Raw genomic sequence first — 16995 nt, forward strand, 5'->3', positions numbered from 1 at the left:
CCCGGGCACCCGACTTGAGCGTTCAAATCGTTATCCTACGGCTCCGTCAAACGGGTTGACAGTCGCGGGAGAGCCGTTCTACCGTGACCCTCGACGGCAGACTTTGATCGTTCAAATTAGAACGACCCCACACGGAGTCGACTCCTCGCCGGCCGTCGCGCCTGACTCATCAAAGGAGAGAGACATGACACGGCACATCGCGCGCGCCGCCCTCGGGGCCGGGGCGCTCCTCGTCACCGGGGCACTGGCCCTTGCGGGCTGCGGTTCCGGATTCGACGACTCCGGCGACACCGGCGGCGGCGCCGCCGACGGCGAGCTCACCAGTTCCGACGAAAGCCTCACCATCCTGTTCGGATCGAGCGGTGACGCCGAGACCGACGCGGTGACGGAGGCGGCCGCGGCCTGGTCGGAGCAGTCGGGCATCGACGTCGAGGTGAAGGTCGCCACCGATCAGGCGCAGGAGCTCTCGCAGGGCTTCGCGGCGGGAGACCCGCCGGACCTGTTCTACCTGGCCCCCGAGTTCCTCGCGGGCTACGCCGACAACGGCTCGCTCATCGCGTACGGCGACCTGCTGGAGAACAAGGACGACTTCTACCCGTCGCTCATCGAGAACTTCACGTACGACGACCAGTTCTACTGCGCTCCGAAGGACTTCTCGACGCTCGCCCTCATCATCAACAAAGGACTGTGGGATGCGGCGGGCCTGACCGAGGACGACATCCCGACGACATGGGACGAGCTGGCGACGGTCGCCCAGACGCTCACGAAGGACGGCGTCGTGGGGCTCGGATTCGGCTGGGAGTGGCAGCGCATCGGGACGTTCATGGCGCAGGCCGGCGGCGGCCTCATCGAGGACGGCGAAGTCATCGCCAACAGCCAGGAGAACGTCGACGCCCTCACCTACGTGCAGGAGCAGATGGCGGCGGGCTCGTTCGCGTACGCGCAGGATCTCGGCGCCGGCTGGGGCGGTGAGGCATTCGGAAAGCAGCTGAGCGCGATGACGATCGAGGGCAACTGGATCACCGGTGCCATGACGAACGACTTCCCCGACGTGGAGTACATCGTCGCGGAGCTGCCGGAGGGACCCGCCGGAAAGGGCACCCTGCAGTTCACGAACTGCTGGGGCATGGCGGCCGACAGCCCGAACCAGGAGGCGGCGCTCGACCTCGTGGAGTTCATGACGAGCGCGGAGCAGCAGCTCGCGTTCTCGGAGGCGTTCGGGCCGATGCCTTCGGCGGAGTCCGCTGCGGACCAATGGACCAGCGACAACCCGGAGCTCGCGGCCTTCCTCGCGGGCGCCGACTACGCGCAGGGCTTCCCGACGTACGACGGGTCCGCCGACGTCATCACCGACTTCAACTCCGCGCTCCAGGGACTGAAGGACGGCGATCCGCAGGAGATCCTCGACACGGTCCAGTCGAACTTCGAGGCGATCGTCGGCTGAGGGCGACTGCGATGACCGCCACCGCTTCAGCGTCTCGCCGTGCACGGGGCTCCCGATCGGGGATCCGTCGCGGCGAGACGCTGGCGGGCTGGGTCTTCACCCTGCCCGTCATCGTCATCCTCGGCGTCTTCCTGCTCGTCCCGGTGCTCATGGCGCTGTGGGTCAGCGTCTCCGACTGGAGCGGGCGCGGAAGCCCGTTCTCGGGCAACGTGAGCTTCGTCGGCCTTCAGAACTACGCCAGCGTCGCGACCGGCGAGGGCCTGACCGCGCGCGACTTCGGCACCGCCATGCGCAACAACGCGTGGTATGTGCTCCTCGTCGTGCCGCTGCAGACGGCCCTGTCGCTGTTCCTCGCCCTGCTCGTGAACGGGGCGGTGCTCCGCGGTCGCGGGTTCTTCCGCACGGCTTTCTACTTCCCGTCGGTGACCGCGAGTGTGGCGATCACGGTGCTGTGGCTGTTCCTGTTCAACCCGCGCGGCGTGGTCAACGCCGTGCTCGCCGTCGTGGGCATCGACGGACCCAACTGGTTCGCCGATCCACGAGGCATCTTCCACGTGCTGCTGTCCGGCCTCGGCGTCCGGGAGGGTCCGACGGTGCTGACCGAGAACGGGTTCATCGCCGTCTCCTGGTGGAATTGGATGGCCGGGCCCTCGGTGGCGATGTCGGCCTTCATCCTCATGGCCATCTTCACCACGAGCGGCACGTTCATGCTGCTCTTCCTCGCCGCACTGCAGAACATCGGCCCGGAGATCCAGGAAGCGGCGATGGTGGACGGGGCGAACGCCTGGCAGCGCTTCTGGCAGGTCACACTCCCGCAGCTGCGTCCTGCGCTGTTCACCGTACTGACCCTCGGGCTCATCGGCTGCTGGCAGGTGTTCGACCAGATCTACACGGGCACCCGCGGTGCACCGGCGAAGACCACCCTGACCCCGGCCTATCTGTCGTACGACGCGAGCTTCCTCGACCAGAACTGGGGTCAGGGCGCGGCGATCGCGTTCATCCTCTTCGCGATCATCGTGGTGTTCACGATGCTGCAGCGCTGGGTGCTGCGCGAGCGTCCGGTCTCCCGCCGGCGCGCCCGCCAGTACGAGCTGCCCACGCGTCCGTCGACGGCGACTCCCGCCACAGTCGCCGCCAACCAGGTCCCCAGTCCGCCCGACCGGGCCCGCGCGTCCGACGCCGGCGACCCCGACCGCACGAACGGAGCCGAGCGATGACCGAGACGACCGTCGGCCGGCCGCAGACCGCGGCGCCCGCAGTGCCCCGACCACGAACCCCGCAGCGACGTCGCACCTCCGGCGTGGGTTGGCAGATCCTGCTGTACACCGTGCTCATCGCCATCGCGCTCGTCTACATCTATCCGTTCCTGGTGCAGCTGTCGACGTCGTTCAAGACGGACGCCGAGGCGGCCGCCAACCCCGTGTCGCTCATCCCCCAGGTCTGGTCGACCGCGGCGTACGAGCGTCTCTTCCTGCGCAGCGACTTCCCGGTGTGGTTCGGCAATTCGGCGATCGTGACCATCACCGTCACGATCCTGCGGGTGTTCTTCGTCTCGCTCGCGGGCTACGCCCTGGCCCGACTCGACTTCCGCGGTCGGGGGATCGTGTTCGCGGCCGTCATCGCCGTCATGGCCGTTCCGAGCGTCGTGCTGCTGATCCCCCGGTTCCTCGTCATCAACCAGCTGGGCATCTACGACTCGTACGCGGGCATGATCCTGCCGCTGCTCGTCGACGCCGCGGGCGTGTTCATCATGAAGAACTTCTTCGAGTCGATCCCGGTGTCGGTCGAGGAGCAGGCGCGTATCGACGGGGCGGGCACCTTCCGCATCTTCTGGTCCGTCGTCCTCCCGATGGCCCGGCCCGCGCTGATCACGATCGTCATCCTGTCGTTCCAGGGCTCGTGGAACGAGCTGTCGCACTTCATCGTCTCGACGCAGTCGCCCGAATTGACGACCCTCACCAAGGGCGTCGCCGGGCTCGCGTCGGGCCAGCTGAGCCAGGGCACGCAGTATCCGCTCAAACTGGCGGCCGCACTGATCATGACGATCCCGGTCGCGGTGCTCTTCTTCATCTTCCAGCGGAGGATCATGAACGCCAGCCAAGGAGCCGTCAAGGAATGAGTCACGTCCCGGGCACCACGCCCCCTACTCCCCTGCAGCCGTTGCTCGACGACGCGACGATCGTCTTCCGCGCCCCGACGCAGACGTGGTCGGGTCCTCACGGCGATCTGGGCGTCGCGCCGATCCACGGGCTCTACCACGGCGACGTGCGCCACGTGCGGGCGCTCTCCCTGTCGTGCGAGGACTCGCCCGTGGAGTGGATCTCCGCCGCGCCGGACGGGCCCGACCGGCTCGTGTTCGGAGGGCTCCTCCGAGGCCTGGACGATCCCACCCCGGATCCGAAGGTGCGGATCGCCCGCGATCGCCGGGTCTCATCCGGTCGCGTCACCGAGACGATCACCGTCGCGTCCCGGCTCCCGACGCCCCTGAGGACGACCCTCACTCTCCGGCTCACGCCGGACTTCGCCCCGCTGCACGACGTGAAGGCCGGCATCCCCGCCCCGCGCGTCGCCGACATCGGGAGCCCGTCGACGGATGCCGCCACCGCGGCCTCGACCGCCGGGCAGCGGCTCTCCGTCCACGCCCCGGGAGCAGCCGTCGCCGTCGACGGCGGTGAGGTCGCCGCGAGCTGGCCGGTGGAGGTGCCGCCCGGCGGTCGTGCCGAGGTGACGTGGTCGCTCGAACTGGAGGACGACGCGCTCGTCGTCCGCGAGGCGCCCTCGCCCGCACCGTGGGACGCCGGCGAGCTCGCCGCCGAGGTCGCCGTCCGCGAGCCGCGGCTCGCACGGTGGCTCGAGACGGCGCTCGGCGACCTGGACGCGCTGCGCCTGAGCCTCCCGGAGCACCCCGACGACGACTTCTTCGCCGCCGGTGCCCCCTGGTTCTTCACGCTGTTCGGACGCGACGCCCTGTGGGCGGCCCGCCTCGTGCTCCCCGTCGACGCGGGGATCGCGGCATCCACTCTCCGCGTCCTCGCGAGGCTGCAGGGGAGCAAGGACGATCCCGACACGGCGCAGGAGCCGGGCAAGATCCTCCACGAGCTTCGCGCGACGACGCTCGAGATGCCGGGCGAAGGCATCGTGCTGCCGCCGCTGTACTACGGGAGCGTCGACTCGACGCCGCTGTGGGTGTGCGTGCTCGCCGACGCCTGGCGCGCCGGGATGCCCGACGCCGAGGTCCGCGACCTCCTCCCCGCGCTCGTGCGGGCTCTCCGGTGGATCCTCGACCACGGCGACAGCGACGGCGACGGATTCCTCGACTACGTCGACCGCACGGGCCGAGGGCTCGCCAACCAGGGATGGAAGGACTCCGGCGATTCGATCCAGTGGCGCGACGGCCGCCTCGCGGAGGGCCCGATCGCGCTCTGCGAGGTGCAGGCGTACGCGTACGAGGCGGTGATGTCGGGCGCCGATCTCCTCGACGCCTTCGGCGATGAGGGGCGGGATGCCTCGCCCGACGCGCCGGCGCCGGACGAGCTGCGCGCATGGGCGGCGCGGCTGCGCGAGCGGTTCGCCGCCGCTTTCTGGGTGGAGACGCCGGAGGGGCGCTATCCCGCGATCGCGCTGGACCGCGAGAAGCGCCCGGTCGACACGCTGACGAGCAACATCGGGCACCTCCTCGGGACGGGCCTGCTCGACCCCCAGGAGGAGGAGCACGTCGCGGAGCTGCTCGTGTCGCCCGCGATGGCCAGCGGCTTCGGCATCCGCACCATGTCGACCGGGGCGGCCGGCTATTGGCCGCTGTCGTACCACGGCGGCAGCGTCTGGACCCACGACAGCGCCATCTGCGCGCACGGCATGGCCCGCGCAGGACTCCGGGAGCCCGCCCGCCGGGTGGTCGACGGTCTCTTGGCCGCGGCCGAGGGGTTCGGCTATCGCGTGCCCGAGCTGCACGCCGGTGACGCCTCCGTCGACACGTCACGGCCCACGCCGTACCCGGCCGCCTGTCGCCCCCAGGCGTGGTCGGCCGCCGCGGCGGTCACGTGCCGCGAGGTCCTCCGCGGCTGAGCCCCACGGCCCGGCTACCCGGCGAAGTGCGCCAGGATCCTCGCCACCACCTCCTCCCGCGCCTGGTCGGACTTCAGCTGCTCCAGGCCGAAGCCGAACAGGAGCGTGTCGGGCGTCGCCGTCGCGCTGTGGAACGGTCCCTCGGCGTCGTACCGGAAGAACTCCGCCGCGTTGCCCGGGCTCGACTCCGGTGCCCCGAGCACCTGCCATGCGCCGGTGCCGGTCTCGAAGCCCTCGACCTCGGTCGCGACGCCGCCGACCACGAGGGCCGTGTCGTCGAGCATCAGCCCGGTCTCGCCGGTGAACGGGTCGGTGACATAGCTGACGACGATCTCGACCTCTTGGCCGGCATACGCCGAGAGGTCGAACGACACCGGGATCCACCCGCCCGAGTTGCCCGTGAACGAGTTCCACTCCCCCGTGGCGGTCGTCGGCAGGCACGGGTCGCCCTGCGTGATGTACTCCGCCAGCTGCGGGTGGATGGCCAGGAAGAAGCCCGCCTCGCACTCGGCGGGCACCTCCGTCGAGGTGGCGCCGTTCTCGTCCGCGAGCGTGGTCCAATGGTCGCCGCCGACGACACGGGCCTCGACGATGACGTGGTCGTAGCCGAGCTCCGTGGAGTACGACATCTTCGCGTCGAAGGTCGCCGTCTCGCCCGCTCCGAGCGACGGCACCGTGTAGGTGCGCCCCAGCCGCTGATAGCCGTCGTCGATGTGCGACGCGAACATCGCCCACTCGCCTCCGACCGGGATGAACGGGCCCGAGGGCGCCACGTACTCGGCCGCCGCCCAGCTCTCGAACTGCGGGAACTGCTCGACCGGGAGCACGTCGCTCGTCGCCGTGAGCAGGCCCGCCTCGTCGATCGGGTTGTCCGCGACGGCCGGTCCGCCGAACAGGGCTTCCAGGTCTGTCAGCGGTTCGGCGATGCCGGTGATCCCGTCGGCGGCGACCGGCGTGCGGTCGTAGGCGCCGAGCCAGTACTGCGTGAAGTCGTCGGCCAGAAGCAGGCAGTCCGCGAAGAAGTCCGACGTCACGACGCAGTCCTCATCCGGCGCACCGTCCAGGCCGTAGTAGATGCCGCCCAGCGCGGCGCCGAGCTGGCCGTAGTACCCGACCGTCTCGCCGGCGAGCGCGAGCTTCCCGCCCTCGTTGAGGAAGTCCCGCACCGCGATCGTCAGGTACTGCTGACGCTCGGCGACCGAGAGGTCGGTGACCTCGCCGAACAGGTAGGTCTCGGTGAGGAGGTCCTCCTCGTCCTGCGTCAGCCGGTTGTCGCCGAGGTACCACAGCACGGCGTCGTAGTGGCTGAGCACGCCGAGGTCGTGCGGCACGCCGTCGACGTCGACGTCCCACACGTCGGCGGCGACGCCGTTGGCCTCGAGCGCGGCCACGTGCGCGTCGGCGTACTTCGGCCCGTCCTCCTGTCGCGGCTCGCCGGCGTTGCGGGCGCCGGAGTAGTCCTCGTTGGCGATGACCAGCACCGCGCTGGAACTGTCCTGCACCACGTCGTACGTGAAGTGCGTGCTCTCCACGCGCTCGTTCGCACCCCGACCCCTGGTGTCGCCCGCCGCGGGTCTGGCAGAGAACCACACCTCCACGCTGTCGCCCGGCCCGGCGCCGGTGACGCTGCCGCGGTACTCCGCGTAGTAGTCGGTGTTCTCGTCGCCGTAGCGCTCGCCGCCGCGCCACTCCTCGACCGGGACCGAGACCGCCGGCCCGCCGTCGATCCGGTAGTTCATCTCCATCTTGCGGAGGTCGCGCTTGGCCCACACCGCGACCGTCTGCGGGTCGCCGTACGAGACCGAGAACGTGTCGACGCGGAAGTCCTCGGCGTCGCGTCCGACCACCGAGACGGGGTCGTCCGGGTCCTTCGCCGACTCGGCGACCGCCAGCGCGAACGGGATGTTCTTCTCGAACTCGGCCTGGATGAGCTCCTCGTCGTCGGGGAAGTGGAACCCGCTCGCGCAGTCCTCCGCCTCCCATTCGTCGTCGGGAACCGAGTCCGAGGCCGACTCGCACGTAGCCATCTCCGGTGTGAAGCCGAGCACGCCGTACGCCTCCTGCGCGTGCGAGTCGGTGTCGCCGTTGGTGGTGTAGAGCTCCGCCGAGAGGTCGGGGTCGTAGCCGGGCACCGCCGGGTCGGCGTCGTCTCCGACCATCGCCTCGTAGACGACGTCGTCGGGAGATGGCGTGGCCACCTGCCAGCCGATGCCGTGGAGCAGCAGCTCCGCCGCCGAGTGGTAGTTGACGAGGAACTCCGGCGTGAGCTCGGCGAAGAGCCCGTCGAGCGCCTGCGTCTCGGGCTCGGAGGCCGGCGACGGGCCGCGGTAGGTCTCGGAGCCCGGTGACGGCGAGGACCCCTCGTTGTCGTAGCCCCAGCGCGTCGGGAAGTTGCGGTTGAGATCGACGCCGTCGCCGGGCGTGATGGCGCCGTCGCCGTTGTTGTCTTTCAGGTTCTTCCGCCACAGGCGCCGGCCGGGCTCGAAGGTGAAGTCGTAGCCGTCGGGGTTCGCCACGGGCACGAACCAGAGCTCCGTGGTGTCCACGAGGTCGGTGATCCGCGGGTCCTCCCCGTACGAGGTGACGATGTGGTCGAGCAGCCGCCGCACCATCTCGGGGGTGATCCACTCGCGGGCGTGCTGCGCCCCGACATAGATCGTCGTCGGCCGTGCGCCGTCGTTCCGGCTGCCGGCAGCCTTGGTGATCCGCACGGCACCGATGTCCTGCCCCTGCGTGGACTGGCCGATGACCCGGAAGTCCGCGATCTTCGGATGCTGCGCCGCGACGTCCTGGAGCTCCTCGAGCAAGCCCCCCGGGCCGCCGTACATGCGGAACACGCCGTCCCCCGCGGCCAGGGAGCGCAGGCCTGCGGTCGGCCGCTTCGGCTCGAGAGCCGTCCCTTCCTCCGCGAGCGCCGCTGCCTGGTCGGGGCTGAGGATGACCTGCACCCCCATCTCGCCGGGTGCGTCGCCCGCGGTGGTCACGACCTCGTGCCGATCCACGCCGAGGCCGACGATCACCGCCAGGCCGTCGGCATCCACCGAGCCGGTGTAGACGGCGAGGGCGTCGTCCGTCGGCGGCGGCTCGGGACCGGCGAAGGCGGGGCTCACCGTGAGACCGGTGAGGACGAGGGCTGCGGCGGCGGCCGCGGCGAGCGTGCGGATCATGAGCTTCCCCTTGTCACGCGTGTGCGGTGACCGGGTCGCGGCGGGTGTCCCCCGGCGCTCGGCGCGACGCGGACGGTCAACTTCTACCCCTCGCGCGATGACGCGTCAAGGGGACGGCGCGCGGGTGCCCGGCGTTCGGCTGCTCAGTCGACCTTGGCGACCGTGCCGCCGGTGAGGCGCACGAGCTCGTCGAAGGTGAGGGGGAACACGGTGTGCGGCGTGCCGCCCGCCGCCCAGATCTCGGGATAACCCGCAAGGTCCTCGTCGACGACGGTGGCGAGCGGTGCCGGGTGCCCTGTCGGTGCGACGCCGCCGATCGCCTGACCGGTCGCCTCGCGCACCTGCTCCGGGGTGGCGCGCCGGATCCTCCCGCGACCCAGGCGCTCGGCCAGCAGCGTCGTGTCGACACGGTGCGCACCGCTCGTCATGACCAGGAGCGGCTCGTCGTCGCTCCAGAAGACCAGGCTGTTGGCGATCGCGCCGACCTCGACACCGAGAGCCGCCGCGGCGAGGGCCGCGGTGGACGCGGCATCCGGAAGCACCACGATGTCACCGGCGATGCCGGCCGCGCGCAGCGCGTCGTGCACGAGCCGACTGCGGGCGGGAAGGGAGTCGGGGATGGTCACCGCATCAGCCTAGGGCGAACGCGCACGCGCAAGGGGCACCGCGGCCGCGCACTCTGCGCCCCACTGCGCGAGAAGCCCCGCGCGCACCGGGCATTGTGCGCAATCGCCGCCGAGACGGTTGAACAATCCGCAGGATCGGTGTGCAATGAGAACGGATGCCGCAACGCCGCGGCATCCGCAGCGCACTGCCCACGAGGCCCGCCGAAGGAAGTATCGCGATGACGCACTCTCTGCCCTCCCTGCCCCTGCCTGACTTCACGCACGAACGGGTGGAGGTGATCACCGGCCGGCGAAGCGGCCTGTTCATCGCCGTGGCGCTGCACTCCTCGGCGCTCGGCTCCGCGCTGGGCGGCGCGCGGCTGTGGTCGTACCCGCACTGGAGCGACGCGCTCGGCGACGCACTGCGGCTGTCGGCGGCCATGACGCTCAAGAACGCCGCGGCCGGCCTCGACGCCGGCGGCGGCAAGTCCGTCATCGCGCTGCCCCCCGGCCTCACGCTCGACGCCGATCGCAGGCGCGCGGCGTTCCTCGATCTCGGCGACGCGGTGGAGTCGCTGCACGGCCTGTACCGCACGGCGGAGGACGTGGGCTCGACGACCGACGACATGCTGGTCGTGAGCGAGCGCACCGAGCACGTCGTCGGCCTCCCCGACGCCGTCGGCGGCTCAGGCGAGCCGGCCGGCCCCACGAGCCTCGGCGTGTACGAGTCCATCCGCGCGACACTCGAGCGCATCGCCGGCTCGGCCGACGTCGCAGGGCGCCGCATCACCATCTCCGGACTCGGTCAGGTCGGCAGCCGCCTCGCCGTGCGGCTGTCCGCCGAGGGCGCGCACCTCACCGTGACGGACGTCAACCCTGCCAAGCGCGACCTCGCCGCCGAGATCGACGCCCGCTGGGCGCTGCCCGGCGAGGAGCACCTCATCCCCGCGGACGTCTTCGTGCCGGCCGGGATCGGCGGCCTCCTCACCGACGAGGTCATCGACGCCTTGGACGCGAAGGCCGTGTGCGGGCCGGCGAACAACCCGCTCGCCGACCACAGCGGCGCCGACCGGCTCGCCGCCCGCGGCATCCTGTACGCACCAGACTTCGTCGTCAACGCCGGCGGCGTCATCTACCTCGACCTCGAGGCGAAGAAGCTCGGCACGCGCGCCGAGATCATGGACCGTGTCGCCCGCATCGGCGACACGGTGCGGCGCATCTTCGACGAGGCCGAGGCACGCGGGGTGACGCCACTCGAGGCCGCAGAGGGGCTCGCCGCCGAGCGCCTGGCCTCCGGCGGGCGCCAGCCCGTGCTCGCGCACTGATCCGGGGGCCGGCCCGTCCGCGCGTCCCGCCGCCGCGGACGGCCGCCACGGCTAGGTTGGCGCCATGGAAGGGCTGTGGCTCGCGGCGCTGAGCGGCCTGATCGGCGGCGGCACGCTCCTGGTCGGCGCGACGGTCGCCTGGTACGTCGACATCCCGCAGCGGGTCGTCGCGGGCATCATGGCGGTCGGCGCGGGCGTGCTGATCTCGACGCTCGCCTTCGAGCTCGTCGAGGAGGCCGCCGAGGACGGCGGCCTCCTCCCGACGACGGTCGGCTTCCTGGGCGGCGCGGTCCTCTACATCGTCGCCGACCAGCTGCTGTCGCGACGGAGCAGACCGGCGCAGGCCCCGACGCCCACGCGGGACGGGACCCCGGCGAACATCGCCGCCCGACGTGCAGGCACCCGCATCGCCGGCGGTGCAGGGCTGGTCATCGCGGTCGGCGCCCTCATCGACGGCATCCCCGAGTCCCTCGTCATGGGCCTGTCGGTGCTGCAGGGCGGAATCAGCATCCCGATCGTCGCGGCGATCGCGATCAGCAACTTCCCCGAGGGACTGGGCTCCACAGCGGCGCTCAAGCGAGGCGGCAGCAGCGGCCGCTTCGTCGCCCTGCTGTGGGGCGGCATCGCGCTCATCACGGTCGTGGCGGCGGTGCTCGGCTACGTCGCGTTCCAATCCGCCACACCGAACCTCATCGCACTGATCACCACCATCGCCGCCGGAGGCCTGCTCGCGATGGTGTGCAACACCATGATCCCCGAGGCGTTCGACGAGCAGCACGCGCTCACCGGCCTGTGGGCGACGATCGGCTTCCTCGCCGCGTTCCTGCTGCACGAGCTGGCGGGCTGAAAGCCGGGGCGGCGGCGGGGTGCGCGTCGATGCCAGAGTGGGTGCCATGAGACTCCTGCGCCGGCTCGCGCGCTACCCGCTGGTGTGGCTCACGCTGGCGGTGCTGATCGCCGTGCTGTCGCTCGGCGCGGCCGGCAGCACCGACGCGGCGAAGTGGCTGGCGATCGTATACGTGGGCGGCGTCATCGCCTGGACGCTCCTCGGCATGATCCGGGACGTGCTCCGCGGCCACGTCGGGCTCGACATCCTCGCCGTCGTCGCGATGATCGCGACGCTCGCCGTCGGCGAGTACGTCGCCTCGCTCGTGATCGTCCTGATGCTCTCGGGCGGCGAGGCGCTGGAGGACTACGCCGGCCGTCGCGCGAGGCGGGAGCTCACCGCCCTCCTGGACCGCTCCCCGCGGATCGCGCACGTGCTGGTCCATCCGGGGTCGGGCAGCGACGAGGCGCAGGACACGGATGCCGACGACGTGCGCATCGGCGACATCCTCCTGATCCGCCCCTCCGAGATCGTCCCGGTCGACGGCACGCTGCTCTCGGGCGAGGCCTCGTTCGACGAGTCGTCGCTCACCGGCGAGAGCCTGCCCGTGCACCGTGCCGTCGGCGACGAGGTGCTGTCGGGGTCGGTCAACGGCTCGCACGCCGTGCACGTCCGCGCGCTGCGGCGCAGCGCCGACAGCCAGTACCAGCAGATCGTGGAGCTCGTGAAGCAGGCGCAGGACGAGCGCGCGCCGACGGTGCGGCTCGCCGACCGCTTCGCCGTCCCGTTCACCGCCGTGTCACTGGTGATCGCCGGCACCGCATGGGCGGTCTCGGGCGATCCCACGCGGTTCGCCGAGGTGCTGGTGCTGGCGACGCCGTGCCCGCTGCTCATCGCGGCGCCGGTCGCGTTCCTCGGCGGGCTCTCGCGCGCCGCGAAGGCCGGCGTCGTGGTGAAGGGCGGCGGCGTCATCGAGCAGCTGGCGCGGGCGCGGTCCGCCGCGTTCGACAAGACGGGCACCCTCACCGAAGGGCGTCCGGACCTCGTCGCTGTCGATGCCGCCGACGGGTTCGACGAGGACGAGCTCCTCGCGCTCGCCGCCTCCGCCGAGCAGTACTCCAGTCACGTGCTGGCCGCCGGCATCCGGCGCGCGGCCGCGGACCGCGGCATCCCCCTTCGCCCCGCCGCCGACGCGCAGGAGGTCGCCACGAACGGCGTGACGGCCGTGATCGACGGCCGCACGGTGGTCGTCGGAAAACCCGCGTACGTGGCCTCCTTGGCGCCGGACACCGTCCGCCGCGACGTCGACACCGGTGAGGCCGCGGCGTATGTGGCCGTGGACGGGCGGTTCGCGGGAACGCTGGTGCTCGCCGACGACCCGCGCCCGGAATCGGCCGCCGTCGTGGCGTGGCTGCGGGAGCAGGGTATGGAGCGCATCGTCATGCTCACGGGAGACACGAAGACGACAGCGGATGCCGTCGCCCGCGCCGTCGGCATCACCGACGTCAACGCCGAGCTCCTCCCCCGCGAGAAGGTGCACCTCGCCGCCGAGATGCGGCCGCGGCCGGTCCTCATGGTGGGCGACGGGGTGAACGACGCCCCGGTCCTGGCCGCCTCCGACATCGGCATCGCGATGGGAGCCAAGGGCGCCACCGCCGCGGGTGAGGCGGCCGACGCGGTCGTGCTGAAGGACTCGCTGCTGGGCGTGGCCGAAGCGATATCGATCGGCCGGCACACCCTGCGCGTCGCCTACGTCGCCATCTGGATCGGCATCGCACTGAGCATCGGGCTGATGCTGGTCGCGACCACGGGTGTGATCCCGGCCGTGGTGGGCGCGCTCATCCAGGAGGTCGTCGACCTGGCGACGATCCTGTACGCCCTGCGGGCCCTGACCGGTCCGCCGACCGGGCTCACGGCCCCCGACGGGCCAGCTCCCGCACACGCGAGCGCCGGTGGGCCCGGCGCGCGCGCAGCCTGAATCGGCACCCTCTGCCGGGCGTCTGCTCAGGCCGTGGCCCAGAGGCCGTCGTCGTCGGCGACGGGTGCCGGGGCGTCGGCCGAGAGGCCGTGCAGCAGCTCGAGCGCGGCGCGCGCGTCGTCGATGCGCCCTTCGACGGCGAGCTCCTTGATGCGCACCGACGGACGGTGCAGCAGCACGCCGGCGAGGTGGCGCAGCGCCGCCTCGACGTCGTCGCCGGCGCCGCGCGAGCGGGCGCGGGCGATCTCGTCGTCGACGATCTTCAGCACGTCGCGGCGGAGCGCGGTGATCGCGGGTCCGGCCTCGCGGTCGGCGTGGAACTCCGTCGCCGCGTCGCCGACGATGGCGCGGGCGTCGGCGTGCGCGTTGAACTGCTCCAGCGGAGCGTGGAGGCGGATGGTCTCGAGGTCGAGCAGCTCGACGGCCTGGACGGCGCCGACGGCCGGGTCGACGTTGCGAGGCAGGCCCAGGTCGATCACGAGCACCCGGTGCCCCGGGACGAACGCATCGGCGTGCACGACCGCGTCGGCGGTGCAGGTGATGACCACGTCGGCCTGCGCGGCCGCCGCGGCGAAGTCCGTCACCGGGATGAGACCGCGCTGCGCGGCGAACGCCTCCGCGCGGCCCGAGGGGGAGAAGACGTGGATGTCGCCGGCACCGCGGGCGCGGAGCGCGTCGACGGTGCGGGCGGCGTAGCGGCCGGTGCCGACGAGCACGACGCGGGCGGTGCCCCAGTCGGGGACGCGGCTCGACGCGAGCTCGAGCGCCAGGCGCACGAGGGACCGGTGCGCGCCGCGCAGCTGCGTGCGGTTGCGCACGCCGCGGCTGGTGTGCGTGGCCTTCTGGAAGAGACGCTCGAGCTCACCGCTGGTGAGTCCGTCGGCCCGCGCGGCATCGAGGGCGCGGCGCACCTGCCCGGAGATCTCGTCCTCGCCGACGACGACCGATTCGAGGCCGCTGGTGACGGCGAAGAGGTGGGCGGCGGCATCCGCCCCGGAATGCACGGCGACCGACGCGCGCAGCAGATCCGCGGAGACGCCGGATGCCTCGGCCATGGCCTCGACCACGGACTCGACCGCGACGGCCTCGCCGCCGGTGAGGGGCTCGTCGATGTCGAGGTACGCCTCGAACCGGTTGCACGTCGCGAGCACGACGGCGCCCGACACGAAGAACTCGTCCTCCACGAGCGCCCGGGTCGCCGTGGGCGCACCCACGGACAGACGCTCCAGGACGTCGAGGCTCGCGTTCCGATGGTTCGCGGTCAGACAGAGGAGCACGAGCCTAATCTTAACGTGTGCTGTTGCATGACTCTCACCCTTCCGTCCTTCAGAGAAACGATCCCCCGCCGCTGATACGCGCGTATCGCGGCGAGCGGCCGACCCCGACCCCGGTGTGGTTCATGCGGCAGGCGGGCCGATCACTGCCCGAGTACCGCGAGCTGCGGGTGGGCACCGACATGCTCGACGCGTGCCTGAACCCGGAGCTCGCCAGCGAGATCACGCTGCAGCCCGTGCGGCGGCACGGTGTCGACGCGGGGATCTTCTTCAGCGACATCGTGATCCCCGTGCGCCTGTCGGGCGTCGACGTGCGCATCGTCGCGGGCCGCGGTCCTGTGCTGGAGAACCCGGTGCGGACGGCTGCGGATGTCGCGAACCTCCCGCCGCTGGACCCCGCAGCGCTCGCTCCGATCCGTGAGGCCGTGGCCCTCACCGTCGCCGAGCTCGGCACGACGCCGCTCATCGGCTTCGCCGGAGCCCCTTACACGCTGGCGTCGTACCTCGTCGAGGGCGGCCCCTCGAAGGAGCAGCTCAGGACGCGCGCGCTCATGCACTCGGATCCCGAGACCTGGGCCGCGCTGCTCGGCTGGTGCGCCGAGATCACCGGCGCTTTCCTCGCGGCCCAGATCGAGGCGGGCGCTTCGGCCGGGCAGCTGTTCGACTCGTGGGCGGGCTCACTGAGCCTCGCCGACTACACGCAGCACGTCGCGCCGTTCTCCGTCCGCGCGCTGGACGCCGTGCGCGACCTGGGCGTGCCCCTGGTGCACTTCGGTGTCGGCACCGGCGAGCTCCTCGCCGCGATGCGCGACGTCGGCGTCGACGCGGTCGGCGTGGACTGGCGCCTGCCGCTGGACGAGGCGGTCCGCCGGCTCGGGACCGGCGTCTCGGTGCAGGGCAACATCGACCCCGCTCTCCTGCGCGCGCCCTGGCCGGTGCTCGAGGCGCACATCGTCGACGTGCTCGAGCGCGGGCGGGCGGCGCGGGCCCACGTGGTGAACCTGGGGCACGGCGTGCCCCCGGACACCGACCCGGCGGTGCTCACACGCATCGTGGAGTTCGTCCACGCGCATGACTGACTTCTCGGTCGTCGGAGGCGGCGTCGCGGGTCTGGTCGTCGCCCGCCGGCTCGCGGCCTCGGGCGCGGCGGTGACCCTGTTCGAGGCATCCGATCGCCTCGGCGGAACCGTGGCGAGGCACGACGTGGCCGGCATCGCGCTGGATGCCGGCGCCGAGAGCTTCGCCGTCCGCGGCGGGGTCGTCGCGGCCCTGCTCGCGGAGTTGGGCCTGGCCGACGACATCGTCGCCCCCGCCCCCTGGCCGGCGTGGCTGCAGCCCGTGGTCGGCGAAGCCGTGCCGCTGCCGGCGACCGCGCTCCTCGGCATCCCGTCCGACCCGCTCGCCGACGACGTGGTGCGGGTGGTCGGCCGCCCCGCCGCAGAGCGCACGGTCGAGCTCGATGCCCGCCCGTGGGGAGCAGCAGTGCCGTCGACACTCGGGGCCCTTGTCCGCGAGCGGTTCGGCGACGACGTGCTCGATCTCCTCGTGGCGCCCGTCGTGCACGGCGTCCACTCGCAGCATCCCGACGAGCTGCCCGTCGCCCGCGCGCATCCCGGGCTGCCCGAGGCCCTCACCAGCGCCGGATCGCTCGGGGGCGCCGTCGCGCGGCTCCGCGCCACCGCAGCGCCGGGTGCGGCGGTGGCGGGCATCCGCGGGGGCATCAACCGCGTCGTGCCGGCCCTCGCCGAGGATGTCGCCCGCCACGGCGGCGACATCCGTCTCTCCACGCCCGTCGGCGATCTCGCGACGCTGGGCGGCACCGTGGTCGTCGCCGCGCCCCGCCTCGCGGCGCCCGCCGCCCCCGGTCGACGCATCGATCTCGTGACGCTCGTCGTGGAGCAGGACCGACTGGATGCCGCGCCCCGCGGCACCGGACTGCTCGTCGCGGCGGGGGCACCGGTGGGCGCACGCGCCCTGACCCACGCCACGGCCAAATGGGAGTGGCTGCGCGAGGCGGCCGCCGGCCGCCACGTGCTGCGCCTGTCGTACGACGCGACCCCGGCCGATCCCGTCGCCGCCGCGCGCGCCGACGCCGAGACGCTCCTCGGCGTGCCGCTGCCGGTCGTCGTCGGCACCGCACACGTCTCGTGGGTGCGGCCTGCGGCGGCGACCCCGCCCGCCGGGCTCACGGTCGTCGGCGAGACGGTCGCCGGGTCGGGCCTGGCGGGCCTCATCGCCCACGCCGAGCGCACCGCCGCCGAGCTGCTCGCCCGCTGAGCCTCGGACGGCGCCACCGGAAACGCTCCCCGCG

Annotated in this window: 12 protein-coding genes; 9 read left to right on the forward strand and 3 right to left on the reverse strand. The window is 72.2% G+C overall.

Features of this window, described 5'->3' with window-relative positions:
* Nucleotides 1-184: 184 nt before the first annotated feature.
* The 4 genes from ACFRAL_RS08390 to ACFRAL_RS08405 are packed head-to-tail and all read left to right on the forward strand — an operon-like array spanning nucleotide 185 to nucleotide 5509.
* Nucleotides 185-1444, forward strand: coding sequence for an extracellular solute-binding protein (locus ACFRAL_RS08390; RefSeq protein ID WP_378881664.1), 1260 nt, complete (start codon nucleotides 185-187; stop codon nucleotides 1442-1444).
* Nucleotides 1445-1455: 11 nt separating this feature from the next.
* Complete coding sequence (locus ACFRAL_RS08395; RefSeq protein WP_378881667.1) at nucleotides 1456-2661, forward strand: carbohydrate ABC transporter permease; 1206 nt, start codon at nucleotides 1456-1458, stop codon at nucleotides 2659-2661.
* Complete coding sequence (locus ACFRAL_RS08400) at nucleotides 2658-3563, forward strand: carbohydrate ABC transporter permease (RefSeq protein WP_378881670.1); 906 nt, start codon at nucleotides 2658-2660, stop codon at nucleotides 3561-3563. The genes ACFRAL_RS08395 and ACFRAL_RS08400 overlap by 4 nt, the downstream gene beginning before the upstream one ends.
* The gene (locus ACFRAL_RS08405) at nucleotides 3560-5509 is read left to right on the forward strand and encodes a glycogen debranching N-terminal domain-containing protein (RefSeq protein ID WP_378881673.1); all 1950 of its coding nucleotides are present in this window, start codon (nucleotides 3560-3562) and stop codon (nucleotides 5507-5509) included. The genes ACFRAL_RS08400 and ACFRAL_RS08405 overlap by 4 nt, the downstream gene beginning before the upstream one ends.
* 14 nt (nucleotides 5510-5523) lie before the next feature.
* Here ACFRAL_RS08405 and ACFRAL_RS08410 read toward each other — a convergent pair whose 3' ends face one another.
* Together ACFRAL_RS08410 and ACFRAL_RS08415 are read right to left on the reverse strand one after the other, a co-directional pair.
* Complete coding sequence (locus tag ACFRAL_RS08410; protein ID WP_378881676.1) at nucleotides 5524-8676, reverse strand: M14 family zinc carboxypeptidase; 3153 nt, start codon at nucleotides 8674-8676, stop codon at nucleotides 5524-5526.
* A gap of 143 nt (nucleotides 8677-8819) precedes the next feature.
* Nucleotides 8820-9296 carry a YbaK/EbsC family protein gene (locus ACFRAL_RS08415; RefSeq protein ID WP_336396769.1) on the reverse strand — a complete coding sequence of 159 codons (477 nt, stop codon included), beginning with the start codon at nucleotides 9294-9296 and terminating at the stop codon, nucleotides 8820-8822.
* Nucleotides 9297-9520: 224 nt separating this feature from the next.
* Here ACFRAL_RS08415 and ACFRAL_RS08420 point away from each other — a divergent pair, with 224 nt between their 5' ends.
* From ACFRAL_RS08420 to ACFRAL_RS08430, 3 genes are all read left to right on the forward strand, one after another.
* Nucleotides 9521-10606 carry a Glu/Leu/Phe/Val dehydrogenase dimerization domain-containing protein gene (locus tag ACFRAL_RS08420; protein ID WP_378881679.1) on the forward strand — a complete coding sequence of 362 codons (1086 nt, stop codon included), beginning with the start codon at nucleotides 9521-9523 and terminating at the stop codon, nucleotides 10604-10606.
* A gap of 64 nt (nucleotides 10607-10670) precedes the next feature.
* Entirely contained in the window at nucleotides 10671-11453 is a 783-nt protein-coding gene (locus ACFRAL_RS08425; RefSeq protein WP_378881682.1) for a ZIP family metal transporter, read from the forward strand.
* Between the two features lie 46 nt (nucleotides 11454-11499).
* On the forward strand, nucleotides 11500-13410 hold the full coding sequence (locus ACFRAL_RS08430; RefSeq protein ID WP_378881685.1) for a heavy metal translocating P-type ATPase: 1911 nt from the start codon (nucleotides 11500-11502) through the stop codon (nucleotides 13408-13410).
* A 26-nt stretch (nucleotides 13411-13436) separates the two neighbouring features.
* Here the strand turns inward: ACFRAL_RS08430 and ACFRAL_RS08435 are convergent, their stop codons facing one another.
* Complete coding sequence (locus ACFRAL_RS08435; RefSeq protein WP_378881687.1) at nucleotides 13437-14687, reverse strand: glutamyl-tRNA reductase; 1251 nt, start codon at nucleotides 14685-14687, stop codon at nucleotides 13437-13439.
* A gap of 17 nt (nucleotides 14688-14704) precedes the next feature.
* Here ACFRAL_RS08435 and hemE point away from each other — a divergent pair, with 17 nt between their 5' ends.
* Nucleotides 14705-15763 (forward strand): uroporphyrinogen decarboxylase, encoded by a 1059-nt coding sequence (hemE, locus tag ACFRAL_RS08440; RefSeq protein WP_378881688.1) that lies wholly within the window; start codon nucleotides 14705-14707, stop codon nucleotides 15761-15763.
* Complete coding sequence (locus ACFRAL_RS08445) at nucleotides 15756-16961, forward strand: protoporphyrinogen/coproporphyrinogen oxidase (protein ID WP_378881691.1); 1206 nt, start codon at nucleotides 15756-15758, stop codon at nucleotides 16959-16961. The genes hemE and ACFRAL_RS08445 overlap by 8 nt, the downstream gene beginning before the upstream one ends.
* The last annotated feature ends 34 nt before the right edge of the window (nucleotides 16962-16995 follow it).

Source organism: Microbacterium sp. NPDC056736, assembly GCF_042790415.1.
Lineage (GTDB): Bacteria > Actinomycetota > Actinomycetes > Actinomycetales > Microbacteriaceae > Microbacterium.

What these genes read in the sequence shown, in the direction of transcription:
- ACFRAL_RS08390 (WP_378881664.1), top strand. Translation starts at nt 185, where the DNA reads ATGACACGGCACATCGCGCGCGCCGCCCTCGGGGCCGGGGCGCTCCTC.
- ACFRAL_RS08395 (WP_378881667.1), top strand. Translation starts at nt 1,456, where the DNA reads ATGACCGCCACCGCTTCAGCGTCTCGCCGTGCACGGGGCTCCCGATCG.
- ACFRAL_RS08400 (WP_378881670.1), top strand. Translation starts at nt 2,658, where the DNA reads ATGACCGAGACGACCGTCGGCCGGCCGCAGACCGCGGCGCCCGCAGTG.
- ACFRAL_RS08405 (WP_378881673.1), top strand. Translation starts at nt 3,560, where the DNA reads ATGAGTCACGTCCCGGGCACCACGCCCCCTACTCCCCTGCAGCCGTTG.
- ACFRAL_RS08410 (WP_378881676.1), bottom strand. Translation starts at nt 8,676, where the DNA reads ATGATCCGCACGCTCGCCGCGGCCGCCGCCGCAGCCCTCGTCCTCACC.
- ACFRAL_RS08420 (WP_378881679.1), top strand. Translation starts at nt 9,521, where the DNA reads ATGACGCACTCTCTGCCCTCCCTGCCCCTGCCTGACTTCACGCACGAA.
- ACFRAL_RS08425 (WP_378881682.1), top strand. Translation starts at nt 10,671, where the DNA reads ATGGAAGGGCTGTGGCTCGCGGCGCTGAGCGGCCTGATCGGCGGCGGC.
- ACFRAL_RS08430 (WP_378881685.1), top strand. Translation starts at nt 11,500, where the DNA reads ATGAGACTCCTGCGCCGGCTCGCGCGCTACCCGCTGGTGTGGCTCACG.
- ACFRAL_RS08445 (WP_378881691.1), top strand. Translation starts at nt 15,756, where the DNA reads ATGACTGACTTCTCGGTCGTCGGAGGCGGCGTCGCGGGTCTGGTCGTC.